This window comes from Carboxylicivirga sp. M1479, assembly GCF_007097485.1.
Lineage (GTDB): Bacteria > Bacteroidota > Bacteroidia > Bacteroidales > Marinilabiliaceae > Carboxylicivirga.
Window position 1 is genome coordinate 51,366 of sequence record NZ_VKDE01000005.1, and the last position, 20,385, is coordinate 71,750.

The window sequence follows — 20,385 nt, forward strand, 5'->3', positions numbered from 1 at the left end:
TTTTGACCTTCGTAGCACTTTCAAAACATGAAGTATAACAGCGTTTAGATTCTTTTCGTAGAAATTTGATAGATTGAACGATGGATAAACTTATTTGAATAGCCAGATTATCGTTTAAACTCTCTTTTTTATAAATAAATTCTCTTTATTAAAGCCTCAATATCTGACACATACATATCAAAATGCAAAATAATTGATTTTTTTGGTAGGGTACTTTACATTGTGTGCGGTGTATACATGTAAAGCAACTCGAAACACGACGTTTTGAGCAAAAAAGAAAATAACTAATCACATAAAATTATAATTATGAAGAAGGTACTATTATCATTAGCAGTTATTGCGGCATTATCAGCCTGCGACAAGAACGATCAACTAATTGAGGAAATGCCACTGGCTGATATAGAATTAAAATCAACAACAGAATCTGTGGTAACAACTGAAGCTTCGTTAGATGATTTAGCCGAAGCAGCAGAATACGAAGTGGATTTATTTACCGGAACCGATGAAGCCATGGCAACTATAGCCGCAGAGCAAGACGGTATCGAATTAAAAGCTGGCGGCGAAGGAAGCAAGAAGCGTTACCGTGATCGTTACAAATGGGGAAAATGTCCGGATATTCATATTGTAAAAGAAGAAGGTGGATGGCCGCGTACAATCACATTAAATTATGGTGAATCAACTGAATTGGAAAATGGTCGTGTAATTTCAGGTATTATCGAAATATACCAAACAGCTTCACGCAAAGTAAATGGTGCTACACGCACAGTAACTTTTAAAGAATTTAGTGTTGATGCAGTTGGTATCGCAGGTACAAGCGAAAAAACATTTAAAAAGGATGAGTTTAAAGTAGACATTGTACGAGACTTAACATTCACACTTGAAGATGGAACAACAATACACCGTGAGGCCGTACGTGTTAGAACATGGACTCAAGGTATGGATACTCCACTAGATCATACAGATGATATCTTTGAAATAACTGGTTCTGTAACATGTGTTGATTCAGATGAAAACGAATACAGCCGATTAATTACAACGCCATTAATTAAAAAAGGTGGATGCCGTTACATTGTGGCTGGTGAGGTAACATTATCGAGCACTAAAAATGGTGTAGACTTTGCAACAATCAATTATGGAGATGGGGAATGTGACAATATTGCGATCATGACCACTGCAGAAGGAAGCGAAGAAATTGAAATTGGTAAACGCAAACGTGAAAGACGCCAGGAAAGAAATCAAAACGGACAATAAGCAACTTCCCGTTCACTCTAAATAAGTTTCCCGGAGAAGTGCCTTACTTCTCCGGGTTTTTTAGAAAAAAACAAAGCAACAACGTAACAAATTGTCTTACTTTTTACGTATTGATAGAGCTTAGGAGTAAAGGACAAACAATTAGAATATTTTGAATCGGGAAGAGTTTAAAAAATTATTTGACGAACATTTTGACGCCTTGCGTAATTACATCTACTACCGCTGTAGTGATACTGAGTTAGCAACTGATATAGCGCAGGATACATTTATGAAATTGTGGGAAAAACAAATTGACAAACCTCCCAAAGAACTCATCGGTTTACTATACAAAATGGCCAAAGATGCTTTTATAAGTAAATACCGACGGCAACAAACTGAGCAAGCCTTTATAGCTCGACCACCCGATATTACCGAAAGTCAATCACCAGAAGAAACACTAAACTATAAAGAATTAAAAAATAATTACGAACGAGCTTTAAAAGAAATGCCTGAAATACAACGAGAGGTATTTTTAATGAGTCGGATGGAAGAGCTAAAATACCACGAGATAGCCGAACGACTGGAACTAAGCATTAAAGCCGTTGAAAAACGCATGACAAACGCATTACATTTTTTAAGACAAGCACTGGCAGTACAATGAAAAACATAAACTCACATAACGAACCTTTAAGCAACGATCAGGAATTTTTGCAGTCGTTGCCAAAAGTTGAGCTGCCTTACTCGCGTTCTAAAGAAGATGTGTGGCAGAACATGGAGGCCATGATGGACAATGGCAAGCAATCTGAAGAAACAACAACAGAGACAAAAGGAAAAACCATCAACATGCGATCGTGGGCGATGGCTGCAGCAGCAGTAATTATTTTTACTCTTTGCACTGGAACCTTTTTTCGCCTTTATACCAAAACAATTAATGCCCATGCAGGCCAGCACCTAACAGCCCTCTTACCCGATGGTTCAAGCATAGAACTTAATGCAGGATCGGTTATCAAGTACAAACCATATTGGTGGCGTTTCGAACGTGAAGTTCAATTTGAGGGAGAAGCATTTTTCAAAGTGAAAAAAGGCGAATCTTTCGAGGTTGTTTCATCATTGGGACGTACCATTGTACTAGGTACAAGCTTTAATATTTATGCCCGTAAAAACGATTATAAAGTAACATGTTACACTGGTAAAGTACGGGTCGTTAGTACAAGCAGTGGTGCCTCAACTGATATTACTCCTAACATGCAGGCTGTAGTAAACAATGGAACAGTTAGTAGCCATAACAATGTTAACACCAGTGAAACCATCTCTTGGGTTAACGACATGTTCATTTTTACCGGCACCCCCATACATATGGTGTTTGAAGAAGTAGAACGACAGTACGGAATAAGCATTAAAACAACTGAACACCTTGATTATTTATATAGTGGTAACTTTACACGTGATCGATCGGTTGATGATGTGGTTAACATGATTTGTCGATCCATGGGACTCGATCATAAAAAAGTATCAAACGGATACCTCATTAGTAAGTAAGAGAAATTAATAGCGAACTCAAGAGGACTTTGAGTGAAGAAATTTATTGCCTTAATTATATGTATTTGGAGCCTATCCATCTCAGCTGTTTTAGCACAAACAATTGAGGTGGATTGCCAGTTTATGCCTCTCAATGAACTTTTGGTAGAATGGCGAGAGCAGTATGGCATTCAATTTTCGTTTAACGACAAGGAGCTCGCAAAGTATACAATTACAATTAACGAGCGCTTTAATACGCCCGACGAAGCCCTCAAAAAGCTACTAAACGGTTTGCCACTTAACTTTGAGTATAATGCTGGTGTTTACATCATCTATCCCGATAAAAAAGAAAAACAAGCTAAAAACTACCTCCTAATCGGTAAAATAATTGAGGCAGGTACGGGCGAACCATTACCATTTTCACATGTGAGTGCCAATAACCAGCAAGCGGTAAGCGATGTGAAAGGCATGTTTAGCTTTCAATTTAAAAACGATAGTATTTACCAGGTGAAAGCCTCTCATTTGGGATGTTACCTACTGGATACAGTGCTGGTTGCTGGAACCACACACACCCTAACACTTACACCATCAATGGTGGGCATTAAAGAAGTAGTGGTAACCAATAACATTGTTGAAAAATCAACACAAATAGGAGAGTCGCCTGGTTTAACAAGCTTAAATCACCATATCGCCAATTACCTGCCAGGTAATGGCGATAATTCGGTATTTAACTTATTACGTCTCCAGCCTGGTATATTAGCCGCAGGCGAACAACCCAACGATTTAATTATTTGGGGAAGCCCCGAAGGTACCAGTCGGGTAACATTCGATGGTTTTACCATTTGGGGACTAAAGAATTTTAATGATAACATAAGCGCAGTTAACCCCTTCCTGGCTAAAAATATTGAAATAGAAAAAGGTGGATACGGTGTTACCAATGATGATGTAACAGGCGGAATTGTTAAAATTGCGGGTAAAACAGGAAACACGCAACAGGCGGGTATTAATCTGTTTATCAATAATCAAACCCTCAATGGTATGCTTGAGTTACCTGTTAACCAAAAATCAGCCATAATGTTGGCTTTCAGGCATACTTACTATAACTTGTTTAATGCTGATGATTTGCCATCCAACCCTTCGGACCAGAACGTAAACATGCGAGTGGATGCTGTACCCGATTATCAATTCAAAGATTTCAACCTAAAATACTCCTTGCAAGGTAATAATGGCGATTTATTTTTTGTAAGTGCTTTTCATGGAGCAGATGAGTTTAAAGCACAGTGGAATCAAGAAACGGAGAAGAGCTATTGGCAACAAAACTCGCAGGAGGATAACAAGCAACTGGGAGCGAGTGTATTTTATGGCAAAACATGGCTCAATGGTAATCAGTCAACTATCAAATTTAGCTATTCAGCCCTGCAAACCGATTATTCCTTACAACGACAGATTGAACGAAAAAAAAATAAACTGGTTTGGCTACGCAGAGATGAGCAAGCGCAAAATGACGTTGGAGAGCTTTCATTTAAATGGAGTAATAACTTTTTGGTAGGAGAAAAACATACCCTTACACTAGGTAGTGAATACATTAATAACGAGGTTAAACTAACTGAAGATACCTTTAACTACCGTTATATCGATCTATCGGAACGCGCTAATCGCATTAGTTTATTTGCACAAGACCGCTGGCAGATTACCAAAAGATTGGCTATGACTGCAGGTTTGCGCTATAATCACTCATTTTTTATTAATAAACTGTATTTAGATCCTCGATTAAGCCTGAGTCAAAAGCTAGGTGCGCACATAAAGCTAAATGCCTCTTGGGGACTGTACCATCAGTTTTTGGTTAAAAGCTCCATTGAGGATGAAAATGGTAATTTCCGCTATAGTTGGACATTGGCTGATAACGATGAGATACCTGTTATGGAATCGCAACACCTGGTATTGGGAGCAGCCTATACCCGCCGCAATTTTTTATTTAGCATTGATGTATTTAACAAGCAAAACGATGGTTTAACACGCTATGTTCGTTACAGGCAAAGCAGTTACATTTTTACGGGCGATAGTCATTCCTATGGTATAGATTTTTATGCCAAAAAAGATTTTAAAGGTCATTCCATCTGGTCGTCCTATTCATTAAGCAAAACGGAGGAGTATTTTCCATTTTTCCCCGATGATGAATACAGACGATCATCGCAAGATCAACGGCACGAACTAAAGCTGGCAGGATTATTTAACCTGGGACGATTCCATTTATCATCAAGCTATGTATATGGCTCGGGGTTTCCCTTATTTAGCGACTACATTAATCAGGAATATACCGAAAAAGATTACAACCGATTGGATGCATCCATTGTGTATAAATTATCATCCAGAAAATTTAGTGGAGAAGTGGGGCTTTCCGTACTCAATGTTACCAATACCGATAACATTAAATACAACCAGTTTAACCGTGTACCCCTCGATCAAATTAACTCAGTATACATTAACTCCGAAGCAGTACCTTTTACACCACTACTGTATTTAAAAGTCCAGTTTTAATCTCGCTGTAACCATCGAATTTTGTGCCTAATCATGTTTTTCTAAGCTAGTTATTATTTAGGTAGTAGTTTCACAATGCTCATACTGTTAGTAAGTCATACAAGACTATCGTTTATCTCCTCAAATTATTTACACAAAAAAAAAGGCAATATTTAATCGTTTAAAAATTACAATTAAAGGATGAAAGGTTATTAATAAACGATTTTTTTCTATTATTGTAACCCTTTGGTATTAATAGCGTAGTCTCTAACACAAAACTATTTAATACAATTTTATAAACTCAAACTATTAAACACATGAAACAAGTACTTTTAGTATTAGCAGTAGTAGCCATGGTGGCGTCATCATGCGGAATGAAAACTAAGGCTCAAAACGAAGAATCAAAAGACAAAGCAGCTGTTGAGGCAACTGTAGAAGCAGGTGCCGAAAAAGCATGTTGTTCAAAAGATAAAGCTACAGCTGAAACTGACAAGGAAGCTTGCGAAGCTAAGTGCGACAAAGAGTGTACTGATAAAACAGAATGTGCTGACAAGAAAGAATGCACTGAAGACAAAGAATGTGCTGAGAAAAAGGCTTGTTGCGATAAAGAAAAGAAAGAGTGTGAGAAAGAAGGATAAGCAAGTATTGCTTTTCAGGAAAACATCTCATTTAGTATAGGGAAGAAAAAGAGTAGTTACTTGTAGCTACTCTTTTTTGTAACTATATTTAACCTATTCCCCTCCTTTATATAGATGGGTGTCAGAGGCGGCATGGTTATGTACTTATGCTATATACTAACCAAAATGTGCCTTTAGAGTATTCCATTTCGAAAACCACGTTGATTACCTTGCGGTATTTTACCAGCGCATTAATAACCCGAGTTCGACATAAAATTTATTGCTCAGATCGCTTATAAATATGAGTTTCAAGGACTATTTGTGAAGGCATAGCGGGCTATGTCGAACGAATATGACGCAGAAAATCGATGTTTATAAGTGGTCGTATTACGCAGGTATTTTTATGAAAGCTAACTCATGCTTGTTGATTTTCATCTATAATAATTAGGCTCACCTCTAATGTAAGAACGTTTAATTTTAACCCCCATCACCACCTAGCGGTGGTACTTCCCCCTGTAAAGGGAAAGAGGAGAGCCAGAGTGGTTATCTTACAGACACATACCAAACCATTATGAATGATAGATGGTATTAGTGCAATCATTTGGTCAGGCAATCAAAAAGGAGCGATCTATTCTATTCAAAAAAAACACTCAATAACCTAAGCTATTGAGTGCCAAACCAAAATAATCTATGAAAAACTATAGGAAACTTAAATATTCTCGTATTCGTTTAATACATCGGATAAATTACCCATATCAAAATTGCTAGCAGCTTGTTTAGTATGTCCGTTAGCATTACTTACCTTTTTAACAGAGCCATTTTGCTGTTTAGTAAAGCTTCTTTTCATTCTTTGATTACCCAAAGTAAAGAAGCTTGTTATTTCTTCAAGCTCACTTGCCTGAGACGACATCTCTTCTGAACTACTGGCCATTTCCTCTGATGAGGATGCATTCTGCTGGGTTACCATACTCAACTGTTGAATGGCCGAATTAACCTGACTAGCACCCGTTTCCTGCTCTTGACTAGCGGAAGCAATCTCATCAACCAGTTGAGAGGTCTGTTGAATGTTAGGAACTATGCTTTTAAGCTGCCCTGTTGATTCATTGGTAAGTTTCATACCATTTTCGGCCAAAGCAACGATTTCACTGGCCGCTGTTTGGCTTCGCTCAGCCAACTTTCTAACTTCAGCTGCTACCACAGCAAAACCTCTCCCTTCTTCACCAGCACGCGCTGCCTCAACAGCAGCATTAATAGCTAATAAATCTGTTTTCTCGGCTATTTGCACCACTACATTTATTTTCGAATATATTTCGTTAACAGCGCTTGAGCTATTTTCTGAAGCCAATACAACTTCCTCTATGGCATTGCTGGCTTGCGTTGAAATTTCACGGGTCTGTAAAGCATTTTCGGTATTCTGCTGAATATTAGCTGCCATCTCTTCCATTGATGATGACACCTCTTCGGCCGATGCTGCTTGTTCGCTTACACCAGAAGAAATACTTTGAGCACCTGAGCTTAACTGCTGGCTGGCACTTGAAATATTATCCGCTCCGTTACTAATGCTTGATATAACTCCACGCAGCTGATTAACCATTAACAGCATATTTTTAACAACACCTACGCGTTTATCTATAGAACCTGTATCTATCGTTAAATCTCCGTTAGCCATTTTTTTGGCAATCACATCTAACTCATTAGGCTCACCACCTAAGGTTTGTGTAATGGCACGTGTAATGTATAAAACGATGATAATCGACAGAACAATTGCTAAAACTAAAAAGATAATAGAAAGATTTACCAGACTGCTCTGTGTAGAATCATACAATTCATCAGCTTCAGCATTTTCATCCATTAACGAAGCCCTAATGGCCAATAAATTTTCTGAGAAACGTGTGACTATATCAATCAATTGTTCATCCAAGGCCGCCATATCCAAACCACTTTCTTCGCTTACATCCTTGCGCAAAGCAGGCACCATAACGTTTTCAAACAGATTAATTAATTCGCTATTGGCTCGCTTAACTTCAGAAAAAGCCCTTTTTTCAGCATCTGTGTCTAATAAGCTAGCAATGGCCGAAATATCTGTTGAAGCCTCTTCTTTTATGGCGTTCCACCTAACCATTATTTTGTCAATATCTCTAAGAATAATGGCATCGGCTATTATAGCGTAATACTGATAAGGCAAGGCATCTGCTTCAGTAACTAAAATGGTGGCCTCACTTCGTGCAGCTCCTTCGTGTTCCAAATTACCAAGTTGATTCAATCGGTTTATCTGAATAAGATTGGATATAACGAAAATGGCTAATACGAGCCCGAAGCTATACGCTAATTGCTGACTAATTTTTAAATTCTTAAAATTCATTTTAATATAGTTAAAAGTTAATATATGTTCTTACTAAGCCAATAGCGGTGTTGTTATTGCTTGCTATGGCTCCAGGGTTAATAATGTACTGCACTTCAGGTTGAATAGTAATATTCTTAGTCACAGGTGTCTTATAAAAACACTCTATCACTTGCTCGTAGTTATATTGATACGGTTTATCACTACCCACCAAATTTTCATTTATTGACAGACTGGCTAATGCTAAACCAAAAATATCATTTGATCGCTTAGTAAATGGAGCATAATAATTAAACCCCAGTGACCAAAAGAAAGGGTATTCATTTCTATCCTCGGGTGCCACACCAATCTTTAAAAAGCCAGCTAATGATTTATTGCCCGAACTAGATTTTGTAAGCATTTGATCAGCTATAAAATAGTAGCCATAATTACCCTCGTGTTGTAGCTCACTATTAGAAATATCGTTACATGCCTTACTATGATAATAAGCTCCCACATGATAGGTGCCTGTCAAATGTTCACTTAAGGTCAGAGAATAGGCATACTCACCGATGGATAAAAATCCATCATCCATATTCAATGAAAAACTCGTGTTATACGGTTCATCATCTAAACACAAAGGGTCACCCTCATAAATAGCTGCTTTAAATACCGAACGATTTGATACATTATACTGCAGCACAGAGCCCAAACAAGGCTTAGGAAAAATAGATACCAGCACATTCATGGATACGGAAGGCATAATACCAAAGGAACTATTAATATACTCAGCCGCATATTCACTGGCCACAAACTCTGAGTTCAGGTCGTGATTACCCACAATGATGGAAAAATCGCCCCATGTTTGTTTGTACCATAGCTGATATAAATAGGTATAATCCCCATTATCAATATTCGAAAACACCTGCAAATCGCCAACCAAGTCGGCAGATGGTGTTGCGCCATGTGTGTTTTCCATGTGAAAGTAAAACTCACCGCCTTTCCACAAATTAGCTGCCTCGGTATTAAGAGTTGTTGCTAAATCTATAACGCCCATGTAGGCATTACCTGTATTAAGTGTACTATAAGGACTATTCACAAAATCACTGGTATAAGAAGCTTCAAAAGATAAGGACTCATCTATCTGACAACTGGCATTTACTACTGTTAATAAAAATGCAAGGGAAAGGAGTAAGCCAGCGATTAAACGTTGATTTCTCATCGTTCTATAAGTATGGCTATAATTATAATCATCTACCATTACAATTACTTTAAGCGGTTTCAAGCTCTTCCTCTTTGGTAGGCTCCTCTTCACTTTTTAATTGAATGATATCATCATTACTAATCGCTTTCTCCATATCCAATAGCATGATGAATCGATCATTCCTGTAGACCACACCTTGAATGAATTCAGAATTAATCCCTTGGCCAACTTCTGGTACTGACTGTACATCCTTTTCTTCAAGCTCAATAACATCCACCACTTTGTCGGCTAATGCTCCTATGGTTTGCTCAGTACCATTCATTGTTAGGTTAAGAACCATAATAACAAACTTATCATCTGCTCCGTAGGTATCCATATCAAATTTTAAGCGCGTATTGATAACTGGAATGACGTTGCCTCTGAAATTAACTACTCCCTCAATGGTATGGCCTGCCTTTGGCAAATGGGTAATTTTTTGATCTTGCGATGCTTCAATAATTTCGAGTACCTGCTCTACTCCTAAAGCAAATAATTCGTTGTTAAGCTGAAATGTTAGAAACGAGTTGTTCATCTGGTTATTTATTTGTTGATTAAAATCATATTAGGGCTAAATATTTCCAGTCAGGAATATTAACTTGTTTATACACAACAATATTACGGCACGTACCCTGAAGAGTTAGGGGTATTTAGTACTGAATAAATAGTACTAAAGGGTGGTTTAACGTAATAAAAAGGTTGTTGTAATGATATTATGCTCGTAATATTCGAATTTGAGCAAGACAAAACACCAAAGCGACTGAATAAATGGACGTATTAAATTAGAGAATAGCTAGTTGTTTTGTGAGGAGATTTGATGCTAGAATAATAATAAAAATAATACAACAGCTTTGAGCATGCTTGAATAATTGAAACATTGTTTACTCTACTGCCACCTAAATAATGTACAAGCTATACAATTCCCTCCATAACAAATACATATCTAGAATAAATGTTACCATCTCGTTACAATAGGTAAACGAACACTCAAGAAAACTCAGAGTGCTCTATTGCATGCTAAGTTACTTTGTCTTTACGAATAGCTATAATTGAAGTAGGATCAATAAATACGGCTCAAGCAGTCAAGCCAAGACGATATATTTTATGCGTTTTTGCCACTTATTATGCTACAAACCATTTTATAGCGGGGAAACTGATCCAATACAATTTTGGTAAATACGGTAATAGGAATAGAAAGAATCAAGCCAGGTATACCCCAAATATATCCCCATAACATAAGCATCACCAATATCACAATCACATTCACCGAAAAGGTTTTACCCATAAACACGGGTTCAAGCACGCCACCCATTACCACCTGAACGGCCGTAATTGTTAAAATAAAAAAGACTAGTGTGCCAGTTGGGTCGAGTTCTACCAGGGCAAATAAAGCCAGCAAAGCCACCGATATAATAGAACCAATCATTTGCACAAAGTTGATAGCAAAAGCAAACAAACCCCAGAAAATAGGGAAACTTACATCGAAGAAGACACAAGCCAAGCTAAAGCCAATACCAGTCATCAGGCTAATGATAAACTTAACCTGTACAAATTTTATAATGTCCTTTTCAACACGGCGAAAAGCCTTTACCGACGAATACTTGACCTTAAAAAGCGTTGAATTAAGTAAGTTCTCAAAATTCATCGAGCCCGATAATAATAGCACAACAAAAAAGGCAGTGGTCAATGTTAGCGACAAGGCATTACCAATAAAATCGATGGTAATACCAATATTGTTGAGCATGTTATTATTCTCAAAATAATGACTAAAAACCGTCTCTCCCTGTAAACGGGTAATGCCAAAAAAGTCCTCAATAGACACAATAAAGCCTACAATCTTTTCTTCAGCTGTTTGAAAAAACTGGCTATCGGCCGATAATATTTCCTGACTGGATAGTTTTATTAGCTCACCACCCACTTTAAATACAGCGGTAATAATCAGAATTACCATTAAAATACTCAATGCCTTGGGCACCTTTTTCTTGGCGAACCATCGCATTATAGGCCTGAATAAAAGCGATATGAACATGGCCAAAACCAGTGGCACAAATATGAAGGAGAGCACTTTTAGTAAGTAGAAAATAAACGGGATTACAATGATCAGTAATAATCGATTGGTGATTTTAAGGTCGTTCATCAATATGCTTATAAGGTTACAATGGTGGCATTTGTCCAATCGCAAAGATAAGTGAATAAAGGAAAGAAAAAGTCACTCTCCATTATTTCACCGCCTGAGCTTTAGTTAAATAACCTTAATAAAGGCATATCGATCTTAAGAGCTTTGCGATACATTTTTATCCTTTTCAAATGGTCTACGAACACGTTCAAGTGCATTGGGTTGTCCATGCGATTCACATAGTCGTCTTTCAAGTAGACTTTTCTGCCTATGCGATAAGCTTTGCCAACAATGCAGTTCATTTTTCCAACGTTGCGACTCATTTTGCTAACCATGCGATTCATTTTTCCAAAGTTTAAGTACACATATCCAAAATTTTTGTGCTCCTGAAACCCATAAACGAGCAAATGATAAAACAAAAAAACACACCTTACCAACACCACTTATAATGTACCCTTTAAGATGAATAATTGCAGCTATAATAAATACCATAATGTAGTGTTAATGTCACCTTTTTGCACTTAATCACAAGCTCTTTAAAAAGTTATAAATCACTTATTTTCATTTGATTAAATCATGCATATCAAACACCTTAATATTAAAATCTATTTAAAATGTCAATACATTATATCGAAATTTTTAAACATACTTTTATCGCCTATTAATTATTCAAAATCCACACACACTAGAATAATTAACCTTTAACAAATTGATAATGGAGGAATTACCAACATTTAGATTTACCAATGCCGAATTATGCCAACGAGGCGATAAATTGGCTGTAGTATTTAAACGCGACGAAGCCGCATTTTTGAATTATGGTTATCCTGTTGAAACAACGGAGCAAATTATTGCTCTAACAGAAGCGCTCAAGGCCTTTTCATCAGACGATTATTACGAAGGTGTGCAGCAGATGGCAACCACTAAAAAAAACACATACCGCGAGGAACTAGTGTATGAATTAACCGATTTAAAAAACAGATTCAGACTAACTTATGGCAACGGCTCACCAGAACTTAAAGTTCTGAAACTAAACAACATTAACAAATTTAATGATAATGAACTGGTTCAAAAAGCCCTGCATGCCTACCAGGTATGCGAAACAAGACTGCCGGCTTTAGCAAAACGTAATGTTACACAAGAAAGCTTGGATATATTAATGAGTAGTCGTAGCAAATTAGATGATGCCATTGATGAACAGGCAACAGCCGTTACCCTACGACGCGAAAAAACACTTGAGCGAAATAAAATGGGCAATGAGCTATACAAGCTACTAAGCGAATTATGCGAAGTGGGTAAACTCATTTGGAAGGGTAAAAACGAGGCTTATTACACCGACTACGTTATATACGGATCATCCAAAGGAATAGTTGAACAAACAGAGAGTATTGAAGCAATAGAAGAAAACTAGCTGTAAAAAAACATCATTATTTATCAAAGCCTACTTGCTCGTTCAAGTGGGCTTTTTTTATGGGGTAAACGGATGACATCTCTTTATTCACATCATTCAATAGAGATGTCATACCAAATGAATAACAAAATGATTGATAGAGCATTTTGCTTATATCATGGGTTTATGCCGAAACTGTTTTTTAAAGTGAGCCTAAGCGAAGCATTGAAATTACAATAATAAGTGCCGATAGCCTGTCCCGCGCTTTTTGCAGGATATCAATGTAGAGACTTAGTCAAACGCAGCTCATTTAATTGAACAATCGGTATAACTATGGTTCCATATGCACTCCTCTAATAAGTTAGTCTGAAAACAGAAGAACAAATGATTTAAATTTTACCGCAGAGATAAAGAAGAACACAGAGTTTATTCTCACAACCACTTACTCAATCGGAAGGAGATTTCGAACTATTGAAAGAGAATGATAAAAGCCAATTTAGTTCTCTTCTGCTCAAGCCGCAGTGGCTTATCCTTTTTCTCCTTAATGAGAAAAGGATACAAAAGAATATTGAAATGATTTTTGTTCCACTCGTAAGAATTCAAACAAGTTTGGTTCTTAACTCGCTAATCACAAAAATTCAAGGCTGCTTTTAATCTTGTCTTCTCGGTTTTACTAAGGCTTTTTTCAAAACGAAACCAATATTAAAAGAGGCCACTATGCATGGCGCATAAAAAAAACTAATCAAAATTATTCAAACCAAAATCCTCAATACAATACTCAAATCCACCACTCGAAACGATAGTTTCGTACATTGAAAGTAAGTGATAAGAGTGGATATTGCAGAAGGGCGGCCTTGACGAAGGAAAGGGGAAGCCTGTAGCAATAAATCCATCTCTGGTGCGCAGCAATCACCTCTTTCAATAAGATTTTTTGCTCCTCGTTTTTCTAAAAAAATGAGGAATCCGCCTGATAAGGCAAATTATACCAATTGTTTTTTAAAGTGAGCCTAAGCGAAGCATTGAAATTACAATGGTAAATGCTGATAGCCTGTCCCGCGCTTTTTGCGGGATATCAATGTAGAGACTTAGTAAAACACAGTTTGAGATAAGTCTCATTTAATTGAACAATCGGTATAATACAAAAGCGACTACCTCAAAGAGATAGCCGCTTTTGTTATTTATTGTTGATTGACTATAAGGGTCGCTATTAGTTTAAGCCACGCTGACGAAGTAATGCTTCAATCTTAGGCTCACGTCCACGGAAATTCTTATACATTTCCATCGCATCAATGGTACCACCTCTTTCAAGAATGTTTTCGCGGAAAGAAAGTGCGGTTGTCTGGTCGTATAAGCTTGTTTCTTTAAATGCTTCAAAGGCATCTGCATCTAACACACCCGACCAAATGTAACTGTAGTAACCAGCTGAATAACCGCCACTGGCAAAAATATGCATAAAATAAGTTGACTTGTAACGCGAGATAATCTCAGGCATTAAACCAATACCAGCTAAATAATCTTCTTCAAACTGATTAACATCAATAGGCTTAACTTCTTTCTGTGTATGGTAATTCATGTCTAATAAAGCGGCAGCCAGGTATTCAGTAGTAGCAAAACCTTGGTTAAAATGACCACTGTTCTTCAACTTAGTTACTAATTCATCAGGAATTACTTCACCTGTTTTGTAATGACGAGCATATTCTTTCATCACGGCAGGATCACCAGCCCAGTTTTCCATAATTTGTGATGGAAGCTCTACAAAATCACGAGGTACAGAAGTTCCGGATAAGCCAGTATAAGTACAATCGCTTAATAATTGGTGCAAGCCATGTCCGAACTCATGGAAAAGAGTTGAAGCCTCATCGAAGCTTAATAAAGCTGGTAAATCGCCCACAGGCTTAGAGAAGTTACACACAATGGTAACAACAGGAGGCGTATCTACACCACCACGACGGCTCTGTTTGCGGAATGCTCCACACCAGGCACCTTGTTTTTTAGTAGCACGTGGGTGCCAGTCCATGTACAAAATACCTTTATGTGAACCATCAGCTTCAGTTACTTTGAATACCTGAGCATCGGCATGAGGCTTAGGAAAATCTTCTGTAATTTCTTCAAACTGTAAACCCCATAATTTGGTAGCCACATCAAATGCACCATCGCGTACATTATTCAATTCAAAGTACGGACGCACTTCATTCTCGTCCAGGTTATATTTCTCCTGACGTACTTTCTCGGCATAGTACCACCAATCCCATGAAGCTAATTCAAAACCGCCTTTTTCACGGTCAATAATAGCCTGCATGGCAGCACGCTCTTTTTTAGCAACAGGAATTGCACGTGACCATAGTTCCTCTAATAATTCATATACTTTATCAGATGTCTTAGCCATGCGATCTTCCAACACATAATCGGCATAAGTTTCATGACCTAATAAATGAGCTTTTTGCACACGAAGGTTAACAATCTCTTCGATAATCTTTTTGTTATCTAGTTCATTGCTATTGTTACCACGCATGTAGTAACCTTTGTATAATTGCTCACGTAATTCGCGCTTATCAGCATACGATAAAAACGGCAACATGCTTGGCTTTTGAGTAGTAAATACCCACTTACCTGCCATGTCCATTTCTGTAGCTGTTTCAGCAGCTCCTAGTACAGCTGATTCAGGTAATCCAGCTAAATCCTCTTTATTATCAATAACCAGTTTAAAGTTATTTGTTTCAGTCAATACATTTGTAGAGAAAGAATTGTATAGCTCCGATAAACGCGTATTAATTTTACGTAGCTCAACTTTTTTATCATCAGCCAAACTAACACCACTGCGAACAAAACCTTTATAGGTATCTTCTAACAACATTAGTTGCTCGCCTGTTAACTCTATGTCATTACGCATGTTGTAAACGGCCTCTACTTTAGCGAATAAAGCAGGGTTTAAACTAATATCATCGCCATGGGCACTCATTTTTTTACCCACTTCAGCGGCAATGGCCATAACGCCCTCAGTACCATGTGCCGATTTAAGGCTATAATATACCGACATTACTTCTGATAACATTTTACCGGCATCATCCAAAGCAATAATCGTGTTGTTAAACGTAGGTGCTTCGGTGTTATTAATAATAGCTTCAATCTCTTGTTTATGTGCTGCCATTCCTTTTTCCATAGCTGGTATATAATGCTCAGGCTGTATCTGGTCAAACGGTGGAACATTAAAAGGAGTGTCGTACTTAGCAAAAAATGGATTTTCTCCATTGATTGCTTCTTTTTTTGGCGACTGGCAAGCCGTAAGTGCTAATACCATAACCAATGATAGCAATAGAAAATGTCTCATCTGTCTTTTAATTATTATAATTTGTTGTCTAAAGGTTGCTTATTGAAGTTGCGCAAGATATATAAATTAGGTAGATGAATTATATGATATATTGTAATTTGGGCATGCCCTACAACACATTATTGTTATCAAAAGGATGATGAACAATGTACTAAATCCTCTGTTTTGTTACGGTAATAGCAAGTTTACTAAGGAAAGTAATGGCTCTAAAAGCCAATATTGCTCATTTTTTAGACAATATATTTTAAGTAATATTGCCACATTGTAAAGGCTAAATATGTAAGACCATGGTTAAGATTAAAAGTAAAATAGTAAAACCCGATTGGCTAAAAATACAACTCCCTAATACCAGTGATTATAAGTGGATGAATAATACCATTCGCGACAATAAATTACATACCATTTGTACAAGCGGTAAATGCCCAAATGCAGCAGAATGTTGGGCAGCAGGTACGGCTACTTTTATGATATTGGGCGATATATGCACACGTGCCTGTAAGTTTTGTAATGTAAAAACTGGCAAACCCGATGCTGTAGATATCAAAGAACCATTACGTATTGCACGCTCCATTCAAATAATGAAATTAAAGCATGCGGTTATCACATCGGTTGATCGCGATGATTTGGAAGATGGAGGTGCTGGTATTTGGGCGGCTACTATTACCAAAACAAAGGATCTTAATCCTAACACTAGCATGGAGGTACTAATACCTGATTTTAATGGTCTTTACCATTTAATACAGCAGGTAATGGATGCCAAACCAGAAGTTATATCACATAACCTGGAAACAGTGCGTCGTTTAACACCAGTCATCCGAACAAAGGCTAAGTACGATTTAAGCCTGAAAGTATTGAAATACATTGCCGATGGTGGTATGGTTGCCAAATCGGGTATTATGCTAGGTTTGGGCGAAACTGAAGAAGAGGTTTTTGAAACCATGGATGATATGTTGGCAGCTGGTGTTTCAGTTGTAACCATAGGCCAGTATTTACAACCAACACAAAATCACTTACCTGTTTCGGAATACGTAACACCCGAACAATTTGAAAAATATAAACAAGTTGGCCTTGAAAAGGGTTTTAAATACGTTGAAAGCGGTCCGCTGGTGCGCTCATCGTATCACGCCGAAAAACACATTAACGCCTTAAACAAACAATAATGGACAAGGGATATACAGTATTTGAAGACTTGGCGGTTAAAGATTACCAAGAGGTGTGGGATTATCAAGAGCAGCTTTTTGCTGAAGTGGTGGATGTTAAACTTCACAACCGCGATAATACATCAGATTTAAAGCCAATAACCAATCACTTGCTTTTTGTGGAGCATCCACACGTTTATACACTTGGTAAAAGTGGTGTTCAAAACAACTTACTCATTAACGAACAGTTTCTGAAGCAAATAAATGCTACCTTTTACAAAATTAATCGTGGTGGAGATATTACCTACCATGGACCTGGTCAATTAGTTGGTTACCCAATATTAGATCTGGAAGAACTTGGCTTGACGGTAAAAACCTATATTCATAATCTGGAAGAGGCTATTATTCAAACACTAGCCGAATACGGTATTAAAAGCGAACGTTTAGATGGTGCCACAGGCGTTTGGTTAGACACCACTGTTCCAGGAAAATCGCGCAAGATTAGTGCAATAGGAGTTAAAGCCAGTCGTTATGTATCTATGCATGGATTTGCATTAAATATAAATACCGATTTAAGCTACTTCAATCACATTAATCCTTGTGGTTTTGTTGATAAAGGTGTTACATCGATGGAAAAGGAGCTTGGTCGTAAAATAGACATGCAGGAAGTCAAAGATTTATTATTAAAGAAATTAGTTGAAATATTTAATTTACAATTAAACAAGTGAGCATAAATAACATAGCGTTATTTATACATAACTTAAAATTAAATTTTATTAACAATTACACTTTCGGCTTTTGATTTAAGATAATTTTTCGAAAAATTTAGGCTCTTAAACGGGCAACATAGGGAGATGGAAAAAAGGTGGAGCATAAAACCCGAAAGTGATCAAGAGCTAATTAATCACTTATCCGAGGTTCTGAATATTAATCGCGTATTAGCCAACCTGCTTGTACAGCGGGGTGTAACTAATTACGACGAAGCAAAGGCCTTTTTTCGCCCGAAGCTAACAGACTTACACAATCCTTTTTTAATGAAGGATATGGAGGAAGCTGTTAAGCGTATTTCAAAAGCTTTTGAAAACAAAGAGAAAATTCTGATATATGGAGACTACGATGTAGATGGTACAACAAGTGTTGCATTGGTCTATTCGTTTCTTAGTCTGCATTACAATCAAATAGATTATTACATTCCTAATCGTTATGAGGAGGGATATGGCATATCGTATAAGGGCATAGACTATGCCTCGGAACAGGGGATTACTTTAGTTATTGCACTGGATTGTGGCATTAAAGCAGTTGATAAAACTGAATACGCGCGCGATAGAGGCATTGACTTTATTATTTGTGACCACCATACACCTGGCGATGTTTTACCGCAAGCAGCAGCTTGTTTAGACCCTAAACGACCAGACTGTACTTATCCAGATCAAAATTTATCGGGATGTGGTGTTGGCTTTAAGCTTATGCAAGGCTTTTGTCGTTACAAAGACTATAAAGAATCGCAGCTTTACGATTTAATCGATCTAGTGGCGGTAAGTATTGCTTCCGACATTGTACCTATTACAGGAGAGAACCGCATTTTAGCCTACTATGGACTTGAAAAGCTAAATTCTAATCCAGTGATAGGTCTTAAGTCAATCATTAAAATTGCGGGTATCGAAGATCGTGAAATCAACATCAGCGATATTGTATTTAAAATAGGTCCTCGCATTAATGCAGCTGGCCGAATTGATGCAGGCAGTGATGCGGTTGACTTATTGGTTAGCCGTGACTCGGGTAACGCTGGCATTATGGGTAAAGACATTGATGAGTGCAACGAAACACGAAAAGACCTTGATCGAAGTATCACGGTTGAAGCACACGATTTAATTGCCAACAACCCAGAACAACTCAAGAAAAAATCGACAGTACTTTATAACAAAGATTGGCATAAGGGAGTCATTGGAATTGTGGCATCCAGGTTAACTGAATCATTTTATCGTCCAACGGTTATCTTAACCGAATCAAAAGGTTTGGCAACAGGAAGTGCCCGTTCGGTGGACGGTTTTGATTTGTACAAAGCCATTGAGTCGTGTAGCGATTTACTCGAAAACTTTGGTGGCCATATGTATGCAGCAGGATTAACCTTAAAAATTGATAACATACCCGCCTTTCAAAAGCGCTTTGAACAGTATGTTGAAGATAATATTTTGCCCGAACAATTAATTCCGCAAGTAGAAATAGATTCGAAACTTCATTTAAAAGATATCAACCCTAAGTTCTATCGCATTCTAAAGCAATTTCATCCCTTTGGTCCTGGTAACATGAAACCTGTGTTCGTTTCGCATCAGGTATTTGACTATGGTACCAGTAAATGCGTTGGAAAAGAAAGAGATCACTTAAAACTTGAAATCATTGAAGAACACTCGGCTGCCATAAAAAGAGGCATCGCGTTTTCAATGGGCCACGTAATTGATAAGGTAAAGTCAAACGATCCGTTTGATGTGTGTTATACCGTAGAAGAGAATGTATATAACGGTGTTACGTCCTTACAGGTAATGGTTAAAGATTTAAAGTTTAGCGATAGCGAGTAATTTTATTTTTACTTGATATAAATAAGGTAATTTTTCTTTAAAACACTTTAAAGGGGTCTAATTGTTAAATTTGTGTTTTTTTCATCTTTATCCTGTAATTTTTAGGGGGTCATAATTAAAAAACAACATTTAACAATTATTTACATATCAAATCCAAGGGTACTTCAAATATTTTTGAATTTATCGATCTATTAAATAATTAAATATTAGTGGTTTACATACCTATATTTCCAACATGGGAAGTAGCATGGATTAAAATTTTATATATATTTAACAAGTGAAAGTTAAGCCCTTTCCCTTATATCAGATAAAATCCAGATGAAAAAAAGGTTCGGTTCTACCCGGGCCTTTTTTTATGCTTCAAATTTTGTTTTTATTGTCAAATGAAACTCGC

Annotated in this window: 14 protein-coding genes; 9 read left to right on the top strand and 5 right to left on the bottom strand. The window is 37.3% G+C overall.

Going from position 1 to position 20,385, the window contains the following annotated elements; translation table 11 throughout:
• The first annotated feature begins 306 nt into the window (after positions 1-306).
• The 5 genes from FNN09_RS05185 to FNN09_RS05205 all read left to right on the top strand — a co-directional run bounded on the left by FNN09_RS05185 (position 307) and on the right by FNN09_RS05205 (position 5,903).
• Positions 307-1,251, top strand: coding sequence for a hypothetical protein (locus FNN09_RS05185; RefSeq protein ID WP_143300428.1), 945 nt, complete (start codon positions 307-309; stop codon positions 1,249-1,251).
• A gap of 151 nt (positions 1,252-1,402) precedes the next feature.
• Positions 1,403-1,891 (top strand): RNA polymerase sigma-70 factor, encoded by a 489-nt coding sequence (locus FNN09_RS05190; RefSeq protein WP_221932422.1) that lies wholly within the window; start codon positions 1,403-1,405, stop codon positions 1,889-1,891.
• Positions 1,888-2,769 (top strand): FecR family protein, encoded by an 882-nt coding sequence (locus FNN09_RS05195; RefSeq protein ID WP_143300430.1) that lies wholly within the window; start codon positions 1,888-1,890, stop codon positions 2,767-2,769. Before FNN09_RS05190 ends, FNN09_RS05195 begins: the two co-directional genes overlap by 4 nt.
• 33 nt (positions 2,770-2,802) lie before the next feature.
• On the top strand, positions 2,803-5,286 hold the full coding sequence (locus FNN09_RS05200) for a TonB-dependent receptor (protein ID WP_255434037.1): 2,484 nt from the start codon (positions 2,803-2,805) through the stop codon (positions 5,284-5,286).
• A 296-nt stretch (positions 5,287-5,582) separates the two neighbouring features.
• The gene (locus FNN09_RS05205) at positions 5,583-5,903 is read left to right on the top strand and encodes a hypothetical protein (RefSeq protein ID WP_143300431.1); all 321 of its coding nucleotides are present in this window, start codon (positions 5,583-5,585) and stop codon (positions 5,901-5,903) included.
• 688 nt (positions 5,904-6,591) lie between these two features.
• On the opposite strand, the gene FNN09_RS05210 is transcribed toward FNN09_RS05205, so the two are convergent.
• The 4 genes from FNN09_RS05210 to FNN09_RS05225 form a co-directional block, all read right to left on the bottom strand.
• Complete coding sequence (locus FNN09_RS05210) at positions 6,592-8,244, bottom strand: methyl-accepting chemotaxis protein (protein WP_143300432.1); 1,653 nt, start codon at positions 8,242-8,244, stop codon at positions 6,592-6,594.
• Between the two features lie 10 nt (positions 8,245-8,254).
• Complete coding sequence (locus FNN09_RS05215) at positions 8,255-9,487, bottom strand: carbohydrate porin (RefSeq protein WP_143300433.1); 1,233 nt, start codon at positions 9,485-9,487, stop codon at positions 8,255-8,257.
• The gene (locus tag FNN09_RS05220) at positions 9,474-9,977 is read right to left on the bottom strand and encodes a chemotaxis protein CheW (protein ID WP_143300434.1); all 504 of its coding nucleotides are present in this window, start codon (positions 9,975-9,977) and stop codon (positions 9,474-9,476) included. The genes FNN09_RS05215 and FNN09_RS05220 overlap by 14 nt, the downstream gene beginning before the upstream one ends.
• A 567-nt stretch (positions 9,978-10,544) precedes the next feature.
• Positions 10,545-11,579: an AI-2E family transporter gene (locus tag FNN09_RS05225; RefSeq protein ID WP_143300435.1), complete on the bottom strand. Its 1,035-nt coding sequence runs from the start codon at positions 11,577-11,579 to the stop codon at positions 10,545-10,547.
• 694 nt (positions 11,580-12,273) lie between these two features.
• On the opposite strand from FNN09_RS05225, the gene FNN09_RS05230 reads away from it, so the two are divergent.
• Positions 12,274-12,969: a hypothetical protein gene (locus FNN09_RS05230; RefSeq protein WP_143300436.1), complete on the top strand. Its 696-nt coding sequence runs from the start codon at positions 12,274-12,276 to the stop codon at positions 12,967-12,969.
• Positions 12,970-14,155: 1,186 nt separating this feature from the next.
• Here the strand turns inward: FNN09_RS05230 and FNN09_RS05235 are convergent.
• Positions 14,156-16,276 (bottom strand): M3 family metallopeptidase, encoded by a 2,121-nt coding sequence (locus FNN09_RS05235; protein WP_143300437.1) that lies wholly within the window; start codon positions 16,274-16,276, stop codon positions 14,156-14,158.
• 287 nt (positions 16,277-16,563) lie between these two features.
• On the opposite strand from FNN09_RS05235, the gene lipA reads away from it, so the two are divergent.
• From lipA to recJ, 3 genes are all read left to right on the top strand, one after another.
• Positions 16,564-17,436 (top strand): lipoyl synthase, encoded by an 873-nt coding sequence (lipA, locus tag FNN09_RS05240; RefSeq protein WP_143300438.1) that lies wholly within the window; start codon positions 16,564-16,566, stop codon positions 17,434-17,436.
• Positions 17,436-18,143 (top strand): lipoyl(octanoyl) transferase LipB, encoded by a 708-nt coding sequence (gene lipB / locus FNN09_RS05245; protein ID WP_143300439.1) that lies wholly within the window; start codon positions 17,436-17,438, stop codon positions 18,141-18,143. Before lipA ends, lipB begins: the two co-directional genes overlap by 1 nt.
• Before the next feature lie 126 nt (positions 18,144-18,269).
• Entirely contained in the window at positions 18,270-19,991 is a 1,722-nt protein-coding gene (gene recJ / locus FNN09_RS05250; RefSeq protein WP_143300440.1) for a single-stranded-DNA-specific exonuclease RecJ, read from the top strand.
• Positions 19,992-20,385: the final 394 nt, after the last annotated feature.

What these genes read in the sequence shown, in the direction of transcription:
- FNN09_RS05185 (WP_143300428.1), top strand. Translation starts at nt 307, where the DNA reads ATGAAGAAGGTACTATTATCATTAGCAGTTATTGCGGCATTATCAGCC.
- FNN09_RS05195 (WP_143300430.1), top strand. Translation starts at nt 1,888, where the DNA reads ATGAAAAACATAAACTCACATAACGAACCTTTAAGCAACGATCAGGAA.
- FNN09_RS05205 (WP_143300431.1), top strand. Translation starts at nt 5,583, where the DNA reads ATGAAACAAGTACTTTTAGTATTAGCAGTAGTAGCCATGGTGGCGTCA.
- FNN09_RS05210 (WP_143300432.1), bottom strand. Translation starts at nt 8,244, where the DNA reads ATGAATTTTAAGAATTTAAAAATTAGTCAGCAATTAGCGTATAGCTTC.
- FNN09_RS05220 (WP_143300434.1), bottom strand. Translation starts at nt 9,977, where the DNA reads ATGAACAACTCGTTTCTAACATTTCAGCTTAACAACGAATTATTTGCT.
- FNN09_RS05225 (WP_143300435.1), bottom strand. Translation starts at nt 11,579, where the DNA reads ATGAACGACCTTAAAATCACCAATCGATTATTACTGATCATTGTAATC.
- FNN09_RS05230 (WP_143300436.1), top strand. Translation starts at nt 12,274, where the DNA reads ATGGAGGAATTACCAACATTTAGATTTACCAATGCCGAATTATGCCAA.
- FNN09_RS05235 (WP_143300437.1), bottom strand. Translation starts at nt 16,276, where the DNA reads ATGAGACATTTTCTATTGCTATCATTGGTTATGGTATTAGCACTTACG.
- lipA (WP_143300438.1), top strand. Translation starts at nt 16,564, where the DNA reads ATGGTTAAGATTAAAAGTAAAATAGTAAAACCCGATTGGCTAAAAATA.
- lipB (WP_143300439.1), top strand. Translation starts at nt 17,436, where the DNA reads ATGGACAAGGGATATACAGTATTTGAAGACTTGGCGGTTAAAGATTAC.
- recJ (WP_143300440.1), top strand. Translation starts at nt 18,270, where the DNA reads ATGGAAAAAAGGTGGAGCATAAAACCCGAAAGTGATCAAGAGCTAATT.